Origin of the sequence: Acinetobacter sp. D009 (genome assembly GCF_038562025.1) — a bacterium.
Lineage (GTDB): Bacteria > Pseudomonadota > Gammaproteobacteria > Pseudomonadales > Moraxellaceae > Acinetobacter > Acinetobacter pittii.
The window spans coordinates 1,720,627-1,741,507 of record NZ_CP151886.1 but is presented as its reverse complement, the minus strand read 5'-3'; the positions used below and the strand labels follow the sequence as shown (position 1 = coordinate 1,741,507).

20 protein-coding genes are annotated in these 20,881 nt (G+C 38.8%); 4 read left to right on the top strand and 16 right to left on the bottom strand.

Annotation, left to right across the window (positions count from 1 at the left end; all coding sequences use genetic code 11):
* Nucleotides 1-7 precede the first annotated feature (7 nt).
* From pcaH to AAC388_RS08195, 11 genes are all read right to left on the bottom strand, one after another.
* Entirely contained in the window at nucleotides 8-733 is a 726-nt protein-coding gene (gene pcaH, locus AAC388_RS08245; RefSeq protein WP_000077913.1) for a protocatechuate 3,4-dioxygenase subunit beta, read from the bottom strand.
* A gap of 10 nt (nucleotides 734-743) precedes the next feature.
* Nucleotides 744-1,157, bottom strand: a complete 414-nt coding sequence (gene pcaC / locus AAC388_RS08240) for a 4-carboxymuconolactone decarboxylase (protein WP_005306044.1) — start codon at nucleotides 1,155-1,157, stop codon at nucleotides 744-746.
* Nucleotides 1,158-1,172: 15 nt separating this feature from the next.
* Nucleotides 1,173-2,528 (bottom strand): MFS transporter, encoded by a 1,356-nt coding sequence (locus AAC388_RS08235; RefSeq protein ID WP_032006318.1) that lies wholly within the window; start codon nucleotides 2,526-2,528, stop codon nucleotides 1,173-1,175.
* 42 nt (nucleotides 2,529-2,570) lie between these two features.
* Nucleotides 2,571-3,356, bottom strand: a complete 786-nt coding sequence (pcaD, locus tag AAC388_RS08230) for a 3-oxoadipate enol-lactonase (RefSeq protein ID WP_238516875.1) — start codon at nucleotides 3,354-3,356, stop codon at nucleotides 2,571-2,573.
* Entirely contained in the window at nucleotides 3,353-4,708 is a 1,356-nt protein-coding gene (gene pcaB, locus AAC388_RS08225; RefSeq protein ID WP_342371472.1) for a 3-carboxy-cis,cis-muconate cycloisomerase, read from the bottom strand. Before pcaB ends, pcaD begins: the two co-directional genes overlap by 4 nt.
* A gap of 2 nt (nucleotides 4,709-4,710) precedes the next feature.
* A complete protein-coding gene (gene pcaF / locus AAC388_RS08220; protein WP_342371471.1) occupies nucleotides 4,711-5,922 on the bottom strand; it encodes a 3-oxoadipyl-CoA thiolase in 1,212 nt (403 codons plus the stop codon).
* Nucleotides 5,923-5,933: 11 nt separating this feature from the next.
* Complete coding sequence (locus AAC388_RS08215; RefSeq protein ID WP_342371470.1) at nucleotides 5,934-6,587, bottom strand: 3-oxoacid CoA-transferase subunit B; 654 nt, start codon at nucleotides 6,585-6,587, stop codon at nucleotides 5,934-5,936.
* 18 nt (nucleotides 6,588-6,605) lie between these two features.
* Nucleotides 6,606-7,277, bottom strand: coding sequence for a 3-oxoacid CoA-transferase subunit A (locus AAC388_RS08210; RefSeq protein WP_161282263.1), 672 nt, complete (start codon nucleotides 7,275-7,277; stop codon nucleotides 6,606-6,608).
* 345 nt (nucleotides 7,278-7,622) lie between these two features.
* Nucleotides 7,623-8,339 (bottom strand): 2-C-methyl-D-erythritol 4-phosphate cytidylyltransferase, encoded by a 717-nt coding sequence (gene ispD, locus AAC388_RS08205; protein WP_284090577.1) that lies wholly within the window; start codon nucleotides 8,337-8,339, stop codon nucleotides 7,623-7,625.
* A complete protein-coding gene (ftsB, locus tag AAC388_RS08200; RefSeq protein ID WP_005069056.1) occupies nucleotides 8,305-8,694 on the bottom strand; it encodes a cell division protein FtsB in 390 nt (129 codons plus the stop codon). Before ftsB ends, ispD begins: the two co-directional genes overlap by 35 nt.
* Before the next feature lie 277 nt (nucleotides 8,695-8,971).
* Nucleotides 8,972-11,155, bottom strand: coding sequence for a TonB-dependent siderophore receptor (locus AAC388_RS08195; RefSeq protein ID WP_329760380.1), 2,184 nt, complete (start codon nucleotides 11,153-11,155; stop codon nucleotides 8,972-8,974).
* Nucleotides 11,156-11,529: 374 nt separating this feature from the next.
* On the opposite strand from AAC388_RS08195, the gene AAC388_RS08190 reads away from it, so the two are divergent.
* Nucleotides 11,530-12,210, top strand: a complete 681-nt coding sequence (locus tag AAC388_RS08190; protein WP_068931043.1) for a hypothetical protein — start codon at nucleotides 11,530-11,532, stop codon at nucleotides 12,208-12,210.
* A gap of 362 nt (nucleotides 12,211-12,572) precedes the next feature.
* Nucleotides 12,573-13,250 carry a YetF domain-containing protein gene (locus AAC388_RS08185; protein WP_002121037.1) on the top strand — a complete coding sequence of 226 codons (678 nt, stop codon included), beginning with the start codon at nucleotides 12,573-12,575 and terminating at the stop codon, nucleotides 13,248-13,250.
* An 84-nt stretch (nucleotides 13,251-13,334) separates the two neighbouring features.
* On the opposite strand, the gene eno is transcribed toward AAC388_RS08185, so the two are convergent.
* From eno to AAC388_RS08170, 3 genes are all read right to left on the bottom strand, one after another.
* Nucleotides 13,335-14,624, bottom strand: coding sequence for a phosphopyruvate hydratase (gene eno / locus AAC388_RS08180; RefSeq protein WP_002121066.1), 1,290 nt, complete (start codon nucleotides 14,622-14,624; stop codon nucleotides 13,335-13,337).
* 63 nt (nucleotides 14,625-14,687) lie between these two features.
* A complete protein-coding gene (kdsA, locus tag AAC388_RS08175; RefSeq protein ID WP_002121042.1) occupies nucleotides 14,688-15,545 on the bottom strand; it encodes a 3-deoxy-8-phosphooctulonate synthase in 858 nt (285 codons plus the stop codon).
* A 30-nt stretch (nucleotides 15,546-15,575) separates the two neighbouring features.
* Complete coding sequence (locus AAC388_RS08170; protein WP_002121060.1) at nucleotides 15,576-17,213, bottom strand: CTP synthase; 1,638 nt, start codon at nucleotides 17,211-17,213, stop codon at nucleotides 15,576-15,578.
* Between the two features lie 223 nt (nucleotides 17,214-17,436).
* Between AAC388_RS08170 and AAC388_RS08165 the strand changes: the two genes are divergently transcribed.
* On the top strand, nucleotides 17,437-17,892 hold the full coding sequence (locus AAC388_RS08165) for a hypothetical protein (RefSeq protein ID WP_032055984.1): 456 nt from the start codon (nucleotides 17,437-17,439) through the stop codon (nucleotides 17,890-17,892).
* A gap of 240 nt (nucleotides 17,893-18,132) precedes the next feature.
* Entirely contained in the window at nucleotides 18,133-18,978 is an 846-nt protein-coding gene (locus AAC388_RS08160) for a metal-dependent hydrolase (RefSeq protein ID WP_025468387.1), read from the top strand.
* A 62-nt stretch (nucleotides 18,979-19,040) separates the two neighbouring features.
* Here the strand turns inward: AAC388_RS08160 and AAC388_RS08155 are convergent, their stop codons facing one another.
* Together AAC388_RS08155 and AAC388_RS08150 are read right to left on the bottom strand one after the other, a co-directional pair.
* Nucleotides 19,041-20,135 (bottom strand): alpha/beta fold hydrolase, encoded by a 1,095-nt coding sequence (locus tag AAC388_RS08155; protein ID WP_342371469.1) that lies wholly within the window; start codon nucleotides 20,133-20,135, stop codon nucleotides 19,041-19,043.
* A 19-nt stretch (nucleotides 20,136-20,154) separates the two neighbouring features.
* Nucleotides 20,155-20,871, bottom strand: a complete 717-nt coding sequence (locus AAC388_RS08150; protein WP_086393725.1) for an SGNH/GDSL hydrolase family protein — start codon at nucleotides 20,869-20,871, stop codon at nucleotides 20,155-20,157.
* Nucleotides 20,872-20,881 lie beyond the last annotated feature (10 nt).

The following is a 20,881-nucleotide window of genomic DNA, read 5'->3' as shown; positions in this document are numbered from 1 at the left end:
CTCCCGATTAAGTCAATTCGTTTTCGAAGTAAGTCGCTCGACGGCCACGTAAAGTGATGTCAAAACGGTAACAACGGCTATCTGCTTCGATAAAGTTGTTTTTATCTTCTAGTGCAATCAATGCACGACGTTGATCTTCAGAAGGAATCGTTTTTAAGATCGGGCAAGTGTCAATGAGCGTATCGCCTTCAAAATAAAACTGCGAAATTAGGCGCTGAGCCCAACCATCAGCAATTAAAGAGAAATGAATATGTGCAGGACGCCATTCATTAATACGGTTACGCCATGGGTACGGACCCGGTTTAATGGTACGGAAAATATAAAAACCATTTTCATCAGTTAAGGTACGACCACAACCACCAAAGTTAGGGTCCATTGCACCAATAAACTTATCGTTTGGATGACGGTAACGACCAGAAGCATTGGCCTGCCATACTTCTAGAAGTGCATTTTTTACAGGACGACCAAATTGGTCACGAACATAGCCATGCACAATGACACGCTCACCAATTGGTAAACCATCTTTGGCATAGTTCAAAATCAAGTCGTTATCTTTTGGACCAAACAAGTTTGAAGAAAAATGCGGCGCAGTAACTTCAGTTAGAGTCTCGTTAATAGAGATCAATGCATTTTTTGGCGAACGTAATACACTTGTTTTATAACCTGGCGTATACGCTGGTGGATGATCATCTGTATTACGTTGGGCGTAAGCACCCCAGCTATGTTGTGACATCTTTATCTCCTTAATCCTGTTCTTTTGCTGCAACTGAGTTGACTTCAATTCCCAACTCCTTAAAGACTTCTTCAGCCATATGCATTGCAGCATTTGCAGCAGGTAAACCTGCATAGAGTGAGCTATGTAAGATCAACTCTTTTAAATCTTCTTTGGTTACGCCATTGTTGAAGCAAGCACGTAAATGCATACGTAGTTCATCTTCACGGCCCAGCGCTAATAAAATTGCGATCGTCACTAAACTACGTGTATGACGGGGTAAGCCCGGACGAGACCACACCTCACCCCATGCATAACGGCTAATAAAATTTTGAAAATCTTGGTTAAAGTCATTTAAGTTCTGCAAAGACCGACCAACATGCTTTTCACCCAAAACTTCAGTCCGCACCTCAATGCCTTGTTTATAGCGTTGTTCATCATTCATTGTGATAGACCTCTATTAAGTTGCATCGGTATGCGCAACAATTGATTTAACAAATACAGCAACAGCCGCAGCAGTCGCTGGAATTAGTAATAAACTGAGAATGGCAGTAAACGACCAATCATTGCCGAGTAGTACGGCACCAATCCAAGCACCAAATACCGCACCAAAACGGCCGATACCTGTCATCCAAGACACACCAGTTGCACGGCACTGCGTTGGGTAGAAACGAGCGCTTAACGCTGGCATTGAAGATTGCGCACCATTAATCGCGATACCCGCGCAAAGCACCAATACTGCAAGTAATGTTGAGTTTCCTAAGCTTTGACCAACAGCAATCGCAAATAGACCTGCAGCAAAGTAGAAAATAGCAATCACTCGGTTCGGGTTGAATTTGTCCATCGCCCAACCAATAAATAAGGCACTTACCACACCACCGAATTGGAACAATCCACCGATAAATGCAGCACGCTCCATTGACGCACCTGTTTCACGCATAAGTGTTGGCAACCAGCTTGTAAGCAAGTAAACAACCACCAAGCCCATAAAATAGGTCAACCAAAGTAAAAGTGTTCCTTTTGCATATGGTTTAGAAAACATAATTCCAAAGACATTTTTCTTTTGAGCTGTCTCGGTTTTCTCTTCAGGTACGTGAAACGCAGTCGCATTTTGGATCTGAGCTGGCGCAATATGATTTAAGATTTTGCGTACTTTTTCAGGATTCTTACCTTTCACAATTAAAAAGCGGTAAGACTCAGGTAAAACTAAAATCACTAAAATCATTAAGATCAAAGGTGACCAGCCACCAAGTAAAAATAGACTGTGCCAACCATAAGTCGGGATAAGCCAGCTACTAATAAAACCACCTGTTGCCATACCCAAGTTGTAACCACAGAACATACAGGTCACGAGTAATGAACGAATGCGTGTTGGACAATATTCAGAAAATAATGTAGTGGCATTTGGCATAGCTGCACCCAAACCAATACCTGTCAAAAAGCGTAAAACGACAAGGCTATCTAAGTTGGTTGCATACGCAGATGCTAAAGTAAAACCACCAAACACAAGCATCGAAAAAGCTAAAACGATTTTTCGACCAAAACGGTCAGCTGTTGGGCCAGAAACCAAAGCTCCAATAATCATTCCACCAAGTGCAGCACTCATCACTGGGCCTAACTGAGAGCGATCAACACCCCAGTCTTGAGCCAAAGCTGGAGCGATAAAACCCATTGCAGCAGTATCGATACCATCAGTAAAAATAATTAAGAAACAGATGATTGCAATCATCCATTGATACTTACTGAGTGGAGCATCATTAATCAATGCTTGAGCATCGATACTTTTATTTGGTGCAGCGTAATCCTGAGACGCCATATTTGCCTCCTTAAGGCCAATTCCTTTTAAACTATTAAGCTATTAGATTTGCTGAATAAACCTAGTCAATTCCTGTGTAAATCTTTGTGGTTGCTCAATATTAGAAAGATGAGATGCTTCTAATTTAGCAATTTGACTGTTCTTAATAGCATTCTGCATAAACTCAGCATCTGCTACTGTGGTCACTGGATCTGCCGTTCCTGCAATGAGCAATACTGGAACTTGGATTTGTGTAATTTCATCTCTTAAATCAGCATCTGCTAAAGCACGACATGCATTGGCATAACCTTGTGCTGGTGTATTTGCCAGACTTTGAATCGTCGTTTGTGCAACCACATTATGTTGATAGTCGAATTTTTCGCTAAACCAACGTGTGTGCGTGGTTTTAACCAATTCAGCCAGTCCATTTTGTTCTACTGATTCTGCGCGACTCAACCACGCCTCAGCCTGTCCAATTTTTGCCGCTGAATTTGCGACAGTAATGCTTAGAAAGCGCTCTGGGTAATGGATAGCTAACCAAAGCCCCGTAATTCCGCCCATTGAAATGCCACAAAAATGAGCTTTTTCAATACTTAAGGCATCTAAAATATCAGCAACATCTTCACCTAAATTTTGTAAAGATGATTCAGCGATCACATCACTTTCGCCATGACCACGTGTGTCGTATGTAATGACATTAAAATGACTTTTAAGCTCATCTACTTGCGGCTGCCACATTCCATGATCTGTTCCTAAGGAGTTAGATAACACAATTGCTGGAGCGTCTTTTAAGCCGTCAGTATAAACAGCTAACTGTTTTCCTTGGCGATTGCTAATAGTCTGTTTCACTTTGGCTCTCCTTGTGCTTCTTGCAGAACAGCATCAATTTGAGCTTGAATGTTGCCCAAATAGTTTTCTGCTTTAAATATTTCCAAAATTTCTGTTTGACTAAAATGTTCTTTTACTTCATCTAACTGACTAACAACCTCAGATAAATGCTGCTTTTGAGCCACGGCTGTTTTACAAGCTGCTTCAACAACATGATGAGCATTTAAACGTCCAATTTTTGGAGCAAGTGCCATCATCACAGCTTCTGCCATAATTAACCCGTTGGTACACTCAAGGTTCTGTTGCATATGTTCAGCATTCACTTCAAAACCTTGTAAAACTTCACCAGTACGAGTTAATGCTCCAGCACAAAGCTGAAAGATTTCTGGAACTGCTAACCATTCTGCATGCCATGCACCTAAGCTACGCTCATGTTCCTGTACCATGCTTTGATAAATGCTAGACATAAGTGCTGGTACACGATTCGCCGCGGCTAATACGGATGCTGCCGCAACTGGATTACGCTTATGAGGCATGGTTGATGAACCACCACGACCCTTCGCAGTTGGCTCAAACAACTCTGCAATTTCAGTTTGCATCATCAGTGACCAATCACGTGCCATCTTGCCCGTATTCCCAACAATCATGCCAAGCACGCTTGCAATTTCCACAATACGGTCACGCTCACCATGCCATGTGCTTGTCGGTGCAGTTAGATTCAGTTGCTGAGCAAATGCACTGACCACAAGCGAACCTTGATCTTGCAAAGAAGCTAATGAACCCACAGCACCACCTAACTGAGCAGTAAGTACACGTGACTTCATTGCTTGTATACGCTCTAAATCACGTTTAAAAGCCGAGGCCCAACGAGCAAGTTTATGCCCCAAGGTAATTGGTAAAGCTTGCTGTAACCATGTACGCCCAATCATAACTTGATGGCGATATTGCTTAGCTTGCTGTAATGCAGTCGCATAGCATTGTTGAAGTTGATCTTCCACAATGTTCAACGCATCACGGCATTGCAAAATACAAGCTGTGTCTAAAATATCCTGACTGGTTGCACCCCAATGCACATAACGCGAAGCGTCTTCATCAACATCTTTAACAATTGCTGTAAGCTGTTTTACAAATGGAATTGCGATATTTCCAGCTAAGCCAGTTGCGACAGCCAAAGCTGAAAAGTCAAACTTTTCTAATGCCTGCTCAGCTACTTGGGCAATGGTATTAGCCGCATTTTGAGGAATCACACCAACTTGTGCCTGTGCTTGCGCTACCGCAACTTCAACCTCAATCATGTATTTGATTAAAGATGAGTCACTAAAGATGTCAGTGACGTCTTTTTGATAAAACAAACTGGCATATAACTGGCTCATGATTAAACTCTCTCAATAATCAAAGCAATGCCTTGACCCACACCAATACACATTGAACACAAAGCGTAACGACCACCTGTTTGCTCAAGCTGGTTTAGGGCTGTAGTCACAAGACGTGCACCTGATGCACCAAGTGGATGACCTAATGCAATTGCACCACCGTTTGGATTTACCTTGTCAGAATCATCTGGTAAACCTAAATCACGGGTCACTGCCAAAGCTTGCGCAGCAAAGGCTTCATTGAGCTCAATTACATCCATCTGCTCTAAAGTCAGGTTGGCTTGTTTAAGTAATTTTTTAATTGCAGGCGCTGGAGCAAAACCCATAATGCGTGGTTCTACACCGACTGCTGTTGAAGCAATGATTTTGGCACGTGGTTTGAGGTTGTAAGCTTGAACTGCCTCATCAGAAGCAATCAGCAATGCTGCTGCACCATCGTTAATACCTGAAGCATTACCCGCGGTAACGGTACCATCTGCTTTAACCACAGGTTTAAGTTTGCTTAAACCTTCCAGCGTAGTCGATGCACGTGGATGTTCATCGATATCAATCACAACAGCATCACCCTTACGCTGAGGGATTTCAACTGCCACGATTTCTTTAGAAAAAAAGCCTTTGGCTTGCGCGCTTGCGGTGCGTTGTTGGCTCACCAAGGCAAACTGGTCCTGATCTGCACGATTAACGTTAAACTGTTCAGCGACGTTTTCGGCAGTCTGGGGCATGGTGTCTACACCATACAATTCTTTAAGTTTAGGGTTAATGAAACGCCAACCCATGGTGGTGTCTTCAATCTTCTGGCTACGGCCAAAAGCACTGTCAGACTTACCCATCACATAGGGTGCACGGCTCATGCTTTCTACACCACCTGCAATCACCAAATTCGCTTCACCGGCTTTAATGGCACGGGCAGCAATGGCAATGGCATCTAGTGAAGAACCACACAAACGGTTAATCGTCGTTGCTGGCACCTGATACGGTAACCCTGCAAGAAGCGCTGACATATGACCAACATTCCGGTTATCTTCACCAGCTTGGTTCGCACAACCATAGATCACATCATCGACCTGTTCCCAATCTACATTTGGGTTACGCTGCATGAGGGCTTTAATTGGTACAGCGCCAAGGTCATCTGCACGGACAGGTGCAAGGACACCGGCATAACGGCCGAATGGAGTACGGATGGCATCGATGATATAAGCGTTTTTTAATGTCATTTCCTACTTCCTTACCCTTGAGTCGCATCAATCAGAGTTGCACCCGTTAAAGCCTGTAACTCATCAAAGCTAAGACCTTCAACTTTCTCGATCACCTTTAAACCATCTTTAGTCACGTCAATCACACACAAATCAGTGTAAATACGGTCAACACATTTTTTACCCGTCACCGGATAGCTCAACTCAGCCACAATCTTCGGTTCACCTTGCTTAGTCACATGATCTGTGGTGATAAATACTTTCTTGGCACCTACCGCCAAATCCATCGCACCACCCACCGCAGGAATTGCATCCGGTGCTCCCGTGTGCCAGTTGGCCAAGTCACCATTCGCTGCTACCTGAAATGCACCGAGTACTGCAATATCAAGGTGACCGCCACGCATCATGGCAAATGAGTCACCATGGTGAAAAAAGCTACCGCCTTCAAGCATGGTCACAAACTCTTTACCCGCATTGATCAGTTCAGAATCTTCTTCACCTGCCGCTGGCGGAGGACCAAAGGCCAACAGGCCATTTTCAGAATGAAGAAAAATATCTTTATCGTCAGGTAAGTAGCTTGCAATCTTGGTCGGTAAGCCAATGCCTAGGTTCACATAGGCGCCATCTGGAATATCTTGTGCCACACGTTGTGCAATCTGGTCACGGCTGAGTTTCTGGTAGCTCATGTTATTTCTCCTTATTGCTTACTGTGCTGGCGCTACTTGTACAACATGCTGTACAAAAATACCTGGGGTGATGATGTGTTCCGGGTCTAATCCACCGAGTTCAACCACTTCAGAAACCTGAGCAATGGTGACATCCGCAGCCATGGCCATAATTGGACCAAAGTTACGTGCAGATTTACGGTAAACCAGATTGCCCCAGCGGTCGCCCTTGTAGGCTTTAATCAAGGCAAAGTCAGCCTTGATCGGATATTCAAGTACATAATCTTTCCCATCAATCTCACGGGTTTCTTTGCCTTCGGCCAAAAGTGTTCCAAAGCCTGTTGGGGTAAACACAGCACCTAGACCCATACCTGCTGCCTGAATACGACACGCCAGATTACCTTGTGGTACGACTTCAAGCTCGACCTTTCCAGCACGGTACAGTTCATCAAACACATAAGAGTCAGACTGACGCGGAAAAGAACAGATGACTTTTTTAACCGAACCGGCTTTCAGCAGTTTCGCCAGACCGTAATCGCCATTACCGGCGTTATTACTCACAATAGTTAAATTTTTAACACCGAGTTCAATAAGACCATCAATGAGTTCAGCGGGTTGTCCTGCGGTACCGAAACCACCAATCAGAATGGTTGCACCATCTTTAATCTGCGATAGAACCTCGCTTAGTGAGGACTTACTTTTGTCAATCATTAGACAACTCCATTGTGCTCATTGAAGAAGAGAGATAAGAGAGTTAGGCACACTGAGGCGAGAAGAATAGATAAATATTTCACTCAATCCCGAGTGTTTCCCTTAGATTTCCCTTTTAAACATTTTTGATAATTTTCGTATTTTGATCTAGTAAGCTAAATACAGTTTTGTTCGGTATAAATATATTTTGTTCGATGATCGAACATTATCTAAGTAAATTACTCAACTAATCTTATAGACTTCGGATATAAAAAACATTAATTCTTATAAATAGATATGTAGAAATGAAATATTTACTTAGGCTATTTTACAATTAAAACTACAACTTATTATTCGATTTTTATCTTAAGACTGTGATTGTAAAATTAAACGTGCAAGTTCTAAATCATCAGGATAAGTAATTTTGATATTATCAGAACGTCCCATCACAACCTGCACAGTTTCACCCATATATTCGAGTGCACTTGCCTCGTCGGTAATAGCAATGTTATTTTCTAAAGCGTATTCAATTGCCTTTTTGAGCTTCCCAATTTTAGCAATTTGAGGAGTTTGAGCTTGCCACAATGACTCCCGACTTACCGTCTTATTAATATAATTATCTACCCTAACCTGCTTTAACGTATCACGAACAGGAATCGCTAAGATAGCACTATGATTTGATTCAATTGCTTGTTCGACAAGGGCATTTAAACATTCAATTGTTACACAAGGCCGTGCTGCATCATGCACAAGCACCCAATCATTTTCGTCAGCAAAAGTTAAAAGATGATTTAATGCGTTTAATACTGAATGGACTCGTTCTGCCCCACCCATACAAAAATGAGCCTTATCTATATTTTGAAATGCGAGAGTCTGAGCAAAAGTATCTTGGGTACCAATTGCCAAAACATAACCATTTAATGGAAGTTGACTTATGCGCCGAACAGTATGTTCTAAAACAGTCGTATTCTGAATATATTGATACTGCTTCAATTCAGTTTTAGAAAATCGACTTCCTGACCCTGCAGCTGGAATCACTGCCCACAATTTAGTCTGGGATATCTGGGGATGCAGGTGTCTCATTCGTTTCCAAATCAACTTTAGCGTTCGGGTCAATATAAATAGGCTTGTAATGGGTACTGATGGTACTCATTTGAACAAATGTCTCATGTGGTTTAACCAAACCAAGATCAAGGCGAGCATGTTCTTCTATTGCTTCTGTACCATTTTTCAGGTCAAAAACTTCTGCTGCCAAAATACGGTTTCGTTCTTTAAGCTCTTCATTTACTTCAGCTTGTTGCTGAATTTGTTGCATGAGAGCTTGATGAGGGAGATAACCGCCCTCACCTAACCAAAATTGATATTGCAGTATGGCTACTAAAACAATAACCAGTAGCAATATCAGTTTGCTTGAAGTGGATCGAAATACTTCTAACATATCATTAAGATTTTTAATTAAAAACTTTCGTTAAGAGATTGTATTATATAGTAATTAAGAAGTAGCATGCGAAATTCCTGCAAAAATTTAAGCAAAATTATTAATGGGCATATTACTTTAATTGACCATTGTGACATGTTTCATTTTGTCAAAAATGAATGGAATTTGAAAGGGAAATAATATTTATAAGTACAACTGCTTATAAATCAATCTACGCACAAAAAAGCCCTCTTTTGAGGGCTTTTATAAATCGGTTACTTATGTGAGCATGTCTGTATCAAAAATTATAACGAACACTCAGCGTTGCATTTCGTGGTGTTCCCCAGTTCATTGAGTTTTCACCAATACCTTCATAATATTTCTCATCAAAAATATTATCGATATTAAATTGAAGTTTAATATTTTTATCTACTTGATAGCCAAGCATCGCACTTGCTAAAACATAAGCATCTTGCTCAATGCGAGAGCTTCCACTTCCCGTATAGTATTTACTCTTATAATTTAAGCCAAGTCCTGCACTCCACTGATTAACTTTGTACTTAACAAATAAATTTGAAGTTGTTCGAGAGTTTGTCGTATTAACCTTCGTACCCTTTGCATCTTTTGCTTCAAAATTAGCAATACCGAAATTAACAGCCCAGTTATCGTTAATTTCCCCATCAGCTTCAAACTCAAAGCCTTTACTTTCAACCCCATCTACAGCACGATAGGCCTGTTCTGTAGTTTGTGTACCATTACGGACAATAAATACTCCAGGTATCAATTCAGCAAAATTAGACTGCTCTATTCGAAATACTGACAATGCTGTATTTAAACGCCCTCCAAACCACTCACTTTTTAAGCCGGCCTCATAACTCTTACCTTTAATCGGGTCAATATATTGATCATTTACATCTTTACGATCTTGAGGTTTGAAAATTTCTGTATAACTCGCATAGACAGAATGATCTTGGGCAAAATCATAAATAGCGCCAATATATGGTGCTAATTCATTGTTAAATTCACGGTTACCTTTATCATTTTCAGACTTGTATTCCCAGTTAGATAAACGTGCACCAGCAATAATTTTCAAAGGATCGAGAATTTGAAATTTACCCGCAATATATGCAGCAGTTTGTGTGGTTTCATTGAGTGCATTTTTGCCGTTTAAAACAACAGGCTGAAGCAACTCTTGAGCTATATCATTATAGTTAAGCGGACCACCTAAATATTTTTCAATGTCTTGGTTTTTGTTAGATCCACCAAAAAGATCTTTGGTCTTTTCATTCTTATTCCAAGATCCGCCAATAATAATTTCTTGTGGACGATTAAAAAGCGTAAATGGGGCATTAATAAAAACATCAATATTATTTTCTTCACTGGCAGCTTTGGCTCCATATACAGAAACATTATCCTTTTTATTATCATCTATATTTTTTAGTGGACTGGTGTTGGTGGCCTTATCTACTTTTCCAGCTGTATATAACAACATAGAGTCCGTATCTTCTTTGCGGAAGGTATAAGCAACATTTAAATTAACATCACCAAACAAATTCTGTTTTAAGTTTGCAAACACTGCCGTTGTATTCACATCCCAATATGTCCAAGGCGCACTTACTGTTAAGCTTCTAGAAAAATTGGTACGGGTCCCATCAGTATAAAACGCAGGTGTACCACCCCAGCGGATACCATCACGATGCAATTCTTGATAAGTAGCTCCAAGCGACATACTTGTTTTATCGCTCAGATCATAATCAAGGGCACCATAAAATACATTCCGTTCTTTCTCATAAAAATCCATAAATGAATTTTCATCAGAATGCTTCACAAACATACGTCCACGCAATGAACCATCAGCATTAAGCGGTGCAGAAATATCTGCCGAACTACTCCAAGAGTTCCATGAACCTAATGATGTACTGACATTACCACTAAGTTCTTTTGAGTTTGCATGTTTACGAATCATGTTCAGCGCCATCGCTGGATTTCCCGCACCAGTGGTTAGGCCATTAGCACCTTTCACCACCTCGACGCGATCATAAATATCTAAATCAAGGTCCCCTGTACCTAAATTGATCGTGCTCGGTATTCCATCTATTAAGTAATAATCTACCTCAAAACCACGCGCATAAACTTTCTGACGCTCATCAGTACGTGACGTCGAAACACCCGTAATATTGTTCATTAAATCTTGAAAAGAATCGATTTTCCGATCATCTAAATATTCACGGGTTAAAACCTTCACCGACTGTGGTGTTTCACGAAGAGATAAATTTAATTTTGTAGAAGTATTTGTGCTTTTTGCTGTATAGCTGCCCGAACCTTCGGTAACAGCGGAATCTTCTTCTGCTTGCACTTTTATCGTTTCTAAAGTGGCTGTTCCATTTGTCTCATCTGCATAAACAATTGAAGGAGCAATTAAAGCCATAGCAAGTGCTAAGGGATGAGATGTAAACGCTTTTCTAAAGGGCGGAGTGTACATAAGAAAATTCCATAATAACCAATGTGCTGTGCGAGATTCCTTAGCCTTTTGCTACTTTGGTCCTTGTTACACAGTAGCAAAAGTCGGCACAAAAATTAACATGAATGATAATTGTTATCAACAATATATTAATAATTATTCCTATTTGTTTAAATTAAATTATCAATGGTTCTAATCACTTATATATTTTCACTCTCTTCAGATCTTGTTTGGTCATCACATCTTTTAAATTTATTGCTCTTTCAATTAGCCAATAAAATGTTATGCAATAGTTTTATGATTAACTCAAAAAATAATAAACTAAACAGTATTTTCTTTTATATTTTATTATTCTTCTCAAACCTCTTAAGAGAGAATAAAAGGTACAAGTTGTAGTGCATAAAGTTTTAGCATTTTCTTTAGTAAGCTTAGGTTTGAGCGCTTGTAATAACCATACTGATGATAGTCCTTCTAAAATAATTAATACGAAGGACTATCAGAAGCAGCACAAACCAAATAATACTTATATATATGAATATAATGAAATTATTTATAAATTAAACACGGAACAAGACCAAACAACTGCTCACTTAAGATTTAAAAACTTATTGAAAAAGATACCTTCTAACGAGAACAATCTAAATATTTTAAAAACTAAACGCAAAATACTTGTACATTTAGGTTGTCTTAATGAAGCATATAGTGTTACCGAAAAAATACTAGCTAAAACAGATAGTTCAAAGCTACAAGAGATGCAATGTATTTTTTTAAGCAAAATGAAAAGAGACCCTTATCAAATAAAAGAATGCTATGAAAAAACTGCTAATAGTTATTTAACCGAGATAAATTTGATCCCAAAAGCTGCTTTAAGATATCAATATGCTTTATGGGGACACTATGCAGCGATGTTCAATGCTGGTCATATAGAATACAAAGACAAACTCCAAGAAATTATCGACTATCATAATATTGAAGATCACAAAAAAACTTATCAACAAATGTATAAAAATATTATGGATCCTCATGCTTTTCAAAAACGTTTAGATGCCATCCCCTATACCTCTAATTGTCGTTAAACTATCTTATTAAATATAATAAATTTTTGATTATTAATTATATTCACAGTCATATCTTTCTTAAGGAGAATTTATTTAATAATAAGAAACCACCCACAAAGTATATCTTTTATCTCCCATTTAAATACAAGCTCATATAAAGTAAAAGTACCTTTTTAATAGATCTACTTTGCAATAAATCAGCTTGGTCACGCTATCAACAGTAAACTTCTTCGTAGAGAATTAGTTGAAATAAATTTATAAAAAGTCACATATATTTCGAGCTTTTAACTAATAACTACCTAAAAAGTATATTTTTTTATTTTTTACTTTGTTAAGAATTTATAAGGATCTCTTCTAACTATTTTAATAAGGAGAAAAAAATGGATTTTTTTAATATTTTCATTGGTGACACGACTTGGAAATTTGTTTTAGAAATTTTGGTTCGATGTACCGTAATGTTCATCATCATTATTAGTTTTTTAAGATTATCCGGTAAACGAGGTATACGTCAGCTCTCCCTTTTTGAACTCGCAATTATTTTATGTTTAGGTTCAGCCGCCGGTGACCCGATGTTTACCGAAGACTTACCTATTGCCCATGCCTTCGTCGCGTTTGTTGTTATTCTTTTTCTTTATCGCTTTGCTACATGGAGTATGGTAAAGCATAAAAAAATTGAAGATTTACTAGAAGGAAAAGCGCTTTGTATTGTTAAGGATGGCCTCGTAGTCTACAAAGATTTCCAAAAACAATCATATTCTCATGATGAGTTTTTCTCTGAAATGCGTCAACAAAATGTTGAGCACCTTGGACAAGTAAGAACAGCCTTGTTGGAGTCGGATGGTATTCTTAGTCTGCTTTATTTTGAAGATGAAGATGTAAAATGGGGCTTGCCACTATTCCCTGATGCCTACATTAAAGCCGATGTACTGAAACTTAATACTTTTTATTCATGTATGAAATGTGGTGAAACAAAAATTTTAAATAAGATCGATCAAGAATGTACCCGCTGTAAACATCACAGTTGGGCTGAGTCTTTAAAAACACGCCGATTAGGATAATAAAAAAAGGTGCTATTTCCTATTAAAAACAGAAAATAGCACCTTCAAATGTTAAAAAATTAATTTTAACTTTTTATTTAAAGATTAGTTTAAACCTTTAAATTCAGCTTTACCGCGGTAAGCAGCTTTAGTCAATTCTTCAATACGAAGTAATTGGTTGTACTTAGACACACGGTCAGAACGGCAAAGTGAACCAGTCTTGATTTGACCAGCAGCTGTACCTACTGCTAAGTCAGCAATAGTAGAATCTTCTGTTTCACCAGAACGGTGAGAAATAACAGTCGAATAACCATTTGCTTTAGCAAGATAGATTGCATCTAAAGTTTCAGTCAAAGTACCGATCTGGTTGTATTTGATTAAGATTGAGTTACCAACTTTTTCATCAATACCACGTTGTAAAATCTTAGGATTAGTTACGAACAAGTCATCACCAACCAATTGGATTTTATCACCAAGGATTGAAGTCAAGTAGCTCCAGCCTTCCCAATCAGACTCATCAAGACCATCTTCGATTGAGATAATTGGATATTGATTTACAAGACCAGCTAAATAATCTGCAAACTGATGGCTTGTAAATGCACGGTTACCTTCGCCTTCTAAAACGTATTGACCGTTTTTGTAGAATTCTGAAGATGCGCAGTCAAGTGCAAGCATCATGTCTGAACCAGCTTTGTAACCAGTCAATTCAATTGCTTGTAAAATGATTTGAATTGCTTCTTCGTTAGAACGTAAGTTAGGAGCAAAACCACCTTCATCACCTACAGCAGTATTCAAACCTTGTTTCTTTAAAACTGATTTTAAAGAATGGAATACTTCAGCACCAGCACGTAAAGCTTCAGCAAATGAAGTGAAACCTACAGGCTCAATCATGAACTCTTGAATATCAACAGTGTTGTCCGCATGCTCACCACCATTTAAGATGTTCATCATCGGTACAGGCATTGTTAAAATTGTTTGACCACGAAGATCTGCGATGTATTGGAAAAGAGGAAGTTTCTTTTCTTCAGCAGCAGCGCGCGCAGCAGCCAATGACACAGCTAAAGTTGCGTTAGCACCTAATTTCTCTTTGTTTTCAGTACCGTCAAGCGCGATCATTGTATTATCAATGTCTTTTTGCTCAAAAACTGATTTACCCAACAAAGCATCACGAATCAACGTATTAACGTTATTAACTGCTGTACGAACGCCTTTACCTAAGTAACGCGATTTATCACCGTCACGTAGTTCTAAAGCTTCACGAGAACCAGTTGAAGCACCAGATGGTGCACATGCACGACCAACAACCCCAGATTCTAAAATTACGTCTGCTTCGATGGTTGGGTTACCACGAGAGTCCAAAATTTCACGTGCACGAATGTCAACGATTTGGCTCATGAACAATTCCTCTTTGAATGAATATGAGCTGCGGTTAAAGCAGCGTAAGGGTTATAAAACAACTCAATGGGTGTCTAACTTTTTGAATCCTTTAACTAAAGTATCCAATTCTTTTATTTGTGCCAAGAACGGTTCAAGTTGCGACATACGTAATGCACAAGGTCCATCGCATTTTGCATGTTCTGGGTCTGGGTGTCCTTCCAAGAACAATCCAGCCAAACCAGTTGCCATTCCAGCGCGTGCTAAAGTTGTAATTTGAGCACGACGACCACCTGCTGAGTCAGAACGACCACCAGGGGTTTGTAACGCATGTGTCACGTCAAAGAAAACTGGCACATTCATTTCTTTCATTGTGTCAAAGCCAAGCATATCTACAACAAGATTGTTATAACCAAATGCTGAACCACGTTCACAAAGAATAAGTTTGTCGTTTCCTGCTTCTAAACATTTATGCAGGATATGACGCATTTCATGAGGTGCTAAAAACTGGGCTTTCTTAATATTAATAATAGCCTGTGTTTTTGCCATCGCTTCGACAAGATCAGTCTGACGACTTAAGAAAGCGGGTAATTGAATAATATCGGCTACTTCTGCAACTGGTGCAGCCTGATATGGCTCATGCACATCAGTAATGATAGGGACATTAAAATGTTTTTTAATATCACCTAACCATTCGATACCTTTTTCAAGTCCAGGACCACGGAATGAATGCAGACTAGAACGATTTGCTTTATCGAAACTCGCTTTAAATACATAAGGAATATCTAAGCGTTTGCAAATATCAACATACGTTTCTGCAATTTCAAAAGCTAAATCTTTTGATTCAAGTACGTTCATTCCGCCAAATAATACAAATGGCAAATGATTTGCCATTTGTATATCGCCTAAACGTACAACTTCTTGTGGTTTTAATTGTGACATTTAAACTTTCCCAGTTTATTTAAAATCGCATTATTTACTTTTTTGATGCTGTGTTTTTGCAGCGTCAATAAAACTAGCAAATAATGGATGTCCATCACGTGGTGAACTTGTAAATTCCGGGTGGAATTGTACAGCAATAAACCAAGGATGTTCAGGAATTTCTACAGTTTCAACTAAATGTTGTGCTGAAGAGTAACCTGAAATCTTCATACCAGCTTGTTCAATCGACTCGATGAAACGGTTATTCATTTCATAACGGTGACGATGACGCTCAGTGATTTCAGCTTTACCGTAGACTTCACGTGTTTTTGTGCCTTCAACCAATTCAGATTTTTGAGCACCTAAACGCATAGTTCCACCTAAGTCAGACTCAAGGCTGCGTTGTTGTAATTCACCGCGCTCATCTAACCATTCAGTAATTAAACCAATGAGTGGATATTTTGTAGAGCGGTTAAATTCTGTAGAAGAAGCTTCTGGCATACCTGCAACATGGCGAGCGTATTCAATAACAGCCAATTGCATGCCTAAACAAATACCCAAGAATGGGATTTTGTTTTCACGTGCGTATTGAATAGCTTTCATTTTGCCTTCAGTACCACGTTCACCAAAACCGCCTGGAACTAAAATTGCATCAGCTGTACTTAAAATAGATACGTCTTGGCTTTCAAGTTCTTCAGCGTTGACATAATCAATTTGTACTTTTACACGATTTTTAATACCTGCGTGTAATAACGCTTCATTCACAGACTTATAAGCATCTGGTAATTCAACATATTTACCAACCATAGCTACACGTAAAGTGTATTCAGGATTTAGTAATGCTTCGACTACATTATCCCAATCTTCTAGGTTTGCTTCTGGAAGATCATTAAATCCAAAACGCTCACAGATCAAATCATCAACGTTTTGTTCATAGAATGTACGTGGAATTTGATAAATCGTTTTCGCATCTTTACATACCACTACAGCACGCGCTTCTACGTTAGTGAACAATGCAATTTTGCGTTTAGTATCAACATCCACATCATATTCAGTACGACAGATAAGAATATCTGGTTGAATACCAATCGAAAGCAACTCTTTTACAGAGTGTTGAGTTGGTTTTGTCTTAAGCTCTGCTGCAGATTTGATATATGGCAACAAAGTTAAATGCATAAGCATGGTTCTTTTATGACCAAGCTCAACCATTAATTGACGAACTGACTCCATAAATGGAAGTGATTCGATATCACCTACTGTGCCGCCAATTTCTACGATAGCAACATCGTAGCCTTCACCTGCGCGAAGTACACGTTCTTTAATGTTGTCAGTAATATGAGGAATAACTTGAACTGTACCACCAAGGTAGTCACCACGACGTTCTTTATTTAAAACGTCCTGATATACACGACCACTGGTAAAGTTATTAAGTTTGGTCATTTTCGCACGACGTAAGAAACGTTCGTAATAACCCAAGTCTAGATCAGTTTCGGCACCATCCTCTGTGACAAAAACTTCACCATGTTGGAAAGGGCTCATTGTCCCTGGATCGACATTAATGTAGGGATCCATTTTAACCATTGTGACTTTTAAGCCACGGGCTTCCAAAAGTGCAGCAACTGAAGCAGCAGAAATACCTTTACCTAGCGATGAAACTACACCACCAGTGACAAAAATAAAATGGGTCATTAAGTTTCTCGTACAATCAAGCCGAAATCGGCCTACAATGTTTGGCAATTTTACTGTACTCTGCCCCTATAAAGCAAAGTCAAACCGCATCAATTCAAAGATCATTAAACAACTGGCTATTCTATCAGCATTTTTAATAAAAATTTAGGTCAATCTCACATGATTTTTTCATTCTCTTTTGCTGTTATAATGCCAGCTCCTCAATTAAATGTTGTTTAGGACAATGGCAAATAAAAAACTTTTAATCTGTGCTGCAATTGCTGCTGGACTATTGTTAACCGCATGTGTCAAAAAAGAAACACCTAAAGAAGAAGAGCAAGAAAAGGTTGAAACTGCTGTTTCAGAACCTACACCTGCTGAACCTGCAAAATTTGAGTCTCTAGAAAGTGTTCAAACTGAAGAAGCTCAAACTCAGGAACCAACGCAAGTTGAGGTGCATCACGAAGAAACAGCAAATACGACAACTGAAATTCGCCGTGAAACTCGCCCTGCACAAGCTGAGCAAAATTCACAAACAAATGTTTCTGAGCAACCTAAAGCAGAACCAAAGCCAAAACCTGAACCTAAGCCTGAAGCAAAAGCAGAGCCAAAACCATCTAAACCAGCTGAACCAGCTCAAAGTGAAGATGATGCTGTTGCTGCTGCAATTGCGGCTGCTACTCCAGCGCTTAAGAACTAAGTTCGTATGCGATATGCCCAAATTGAACCATCAGTTTGGGCTTTTTAAATATTATTTAAGTTATCAACACAATAATAAGTTTTACTTTTCTTTCTATTTATCTTTAAAGTTTTCTTAGTTATCAATTAGGGACAATCTACTTTTTTCACTTCAAAAAACATTGACGATAGATATATGGCGATGTAGTTTTTTAACAAGTTCCTTTTTGGAACTTTAATTAAAAGAAGATTGGAGCCTAGAATGAATACAGTATCAAATCGTGTCCCCGCCTCATTTCCAGTCCGTCGTATGGACTATAATTTTGAAAATGTACCTCGCTACTGGTGTAATAATGAACCCACTTTTACCCATTATTTTACGGGTTTATCTACATTATTCCCTGAAGGTGAATCATATTTCGTTCGCTCTGTTCGAGCTTTACGCGCCAAAGCAAAGTCGAATGAAATTTTAGATCGGGAAATCAGTGCGTTTATTGGCCAAGAAGCAATGCACTCAAAAGAACATCATGCTTTTCATGTAAGTGCACAGCAATATGGTTTAGATCCTCAATCTTTAGAAAAAGTAACTGGCATCGTTTTAAAAACTATTGAAAAAGTTTTTAGTAAAAAATGGAATTTGCTTGTAACAGTAGGTCTAGAACATTACACAGCAGTACTTGTGGTTAGTATGATGCAATCCGTTAATGAATTGATGACGGACTCAACTATTCGCAATTTATGGCTATGGCATAGTATTGAAGAAACTGAACATAAAGCTGTGGCCTTTGATCTCTATCAACATTTATATGGAAGCGGCTTAAGTGCATACCTTCCTCGCATTACAGTCTTTACTTTAAGTCTATTTTTGATTACCGGTTTTTCAACAATTTATCAATTTGTTCTTATGAAACGGGATCATCAACTTTTAAATTTCAAATCTTGGCGTAAGTTCTTTAGTTTTGCGAATAAACAATATAGAACATTGATCCCCCAATTTTTTGATTATTATCGCTTTGATTTTCATCCCAACCAAACAGATGAAAAAGACCTCGTGGCTAGCACAAAAATCAAAATTGGACTAAAAGATCCCAAATTGCTTTTATCTTGATCTAATAAAATTATAAAGCCCATCTATTGAATGGGCTTTATTTAACTTATTGCAAATTACCGTTATTGTTTATGTTCGACCAAAAAATAATTTGATATTAATTTGGCAGCCCATGATGTACTTTTCCAACCTTCATAGAAGCCACAATGACTTCCTTTTTTTGTGGTGATTACCGCAATATTACTCATTTGCTGAATCGTTTCTTTGTAAGGTTCCAAATTTTTAATAGAACAGACAGGATCATCCTCAGCGTTAAGAATCATTAATGGTATTTTGACATTCTCAAATACATAAATTGGATTAATGGCTTGGCAATAGCTTTGATAATCTTCAAAGCCAGCCATTTCAAAATATTCTTTCTCAAACTCTTCCAGACTTGTGGTCGCCAGAACTTTTTCAATAGAAGAAAGTTGGTTCCATGTATTTTGATAAGGATGAATAAAATACTTGAATAACTTTTTGGTCATCATTTTGCTATAAAACGGATGAACATTTTTAAAGCCAATCTCTGTGTTGTAGCCTGGACACATTGCAAAGGCAGCTTTAAATGGCGTGTCAGTACCTTGCTCTCCTAAGTAGCGAACCAGTAGTCCTGTCCCAGCAGAGGAACCTACGGCGTATAAATCCGATTTAGGAAACAAATTTTGAATATGCTCAAGTTGCTCTTTAAGATCGCTTGTTGACCCAAAAAGAGAAATCTGTGGCACAGGCATAGGTAATCCAGCATGCCCACGGCGTAAGCATAGTGCTATTCTCCATCCTGTATAGTGATGTATATCTTTCACAAGTTCACGCATACTTTCAGGGGTCCCTGTAATGGTATGCATAATGACAACTGTTGGAGTATCTGGAGGAAGATCATAGTCATACCACGCGATCGCAGTTACGCCACCATCTTTCATGGTGAGCTGATCAATACGATCATATTCAAGCTTAATGGTTTTTTTTCTAATAATATCAAAATATAAAAGATGAACATGATTGTTGCTTAACCACGGTGTGGGCCGATATTTTTGCTTGAGCTGGGGCAATTTCTCCAGAATATCTTTTATTTTCCCATTTGGATCATAATAGATTTTTGGCTGTTCAGCACCTAATACCGAATCGAACAATTCTGAACCGAAAGCTTTAATTTTATTTAAAGTAGATATGCCCATTTTCAATCACTACCTCTGATTATGAGTTAAATGATTGCCGCACTAAGGCTGCAACCTGTTGTCCCCAAATTGCATAAATTTCCTTACTCGGATGAAAACCATCACTTGCCATAGGCAGATTCATTGCTTGAAAATACTCAATATCATATTGAATGAACTTAAATTGGTTTTGTGATTCTAACCATTTATCTAGTACCTGATTCATTTGTTCCGCATATTTTCCAAACAACCAAGCCAATGGATTTGGTAACGCTGGGAAATGCTGCATTGGCGGAACACCAGAAACAATAATGAGCTTAGGCTGAAAACGTGCCTGTATATATTGAAATAATTGTTTTTGTTGTTTTATCCATGAACTTGCTGAGGTTAGTTTCGTGACATCATTAACACCAATCGACGTAACCACCACATCGTAATTTTGTTGCTCTAAATGCTGTACTGCTTGAAAAACCTGCTTAGTTGTATCACCTGTTTTTGCATGCAGTTTCCAGCGTATCGAATATTGATCTTGCAACTCAGAAATAATTGCACCAGATAAAGCATCTTTTTGGGTTTCTACGCCAACACCTGCTGCGGCAGAGTCTCCTAAAATAAGTAATGATAGAGGTCTTCCATTACCAACGATGCCTTGTCTCTCACCACTGGCTTCTAGCAAGCGTGGCGTATTCTTACGAACCTTGGTTCCCTGTACAAACAGTACAGGAAGCAATGCTAGAGTTGAAAGCTTTAACCACATTTTATTGATC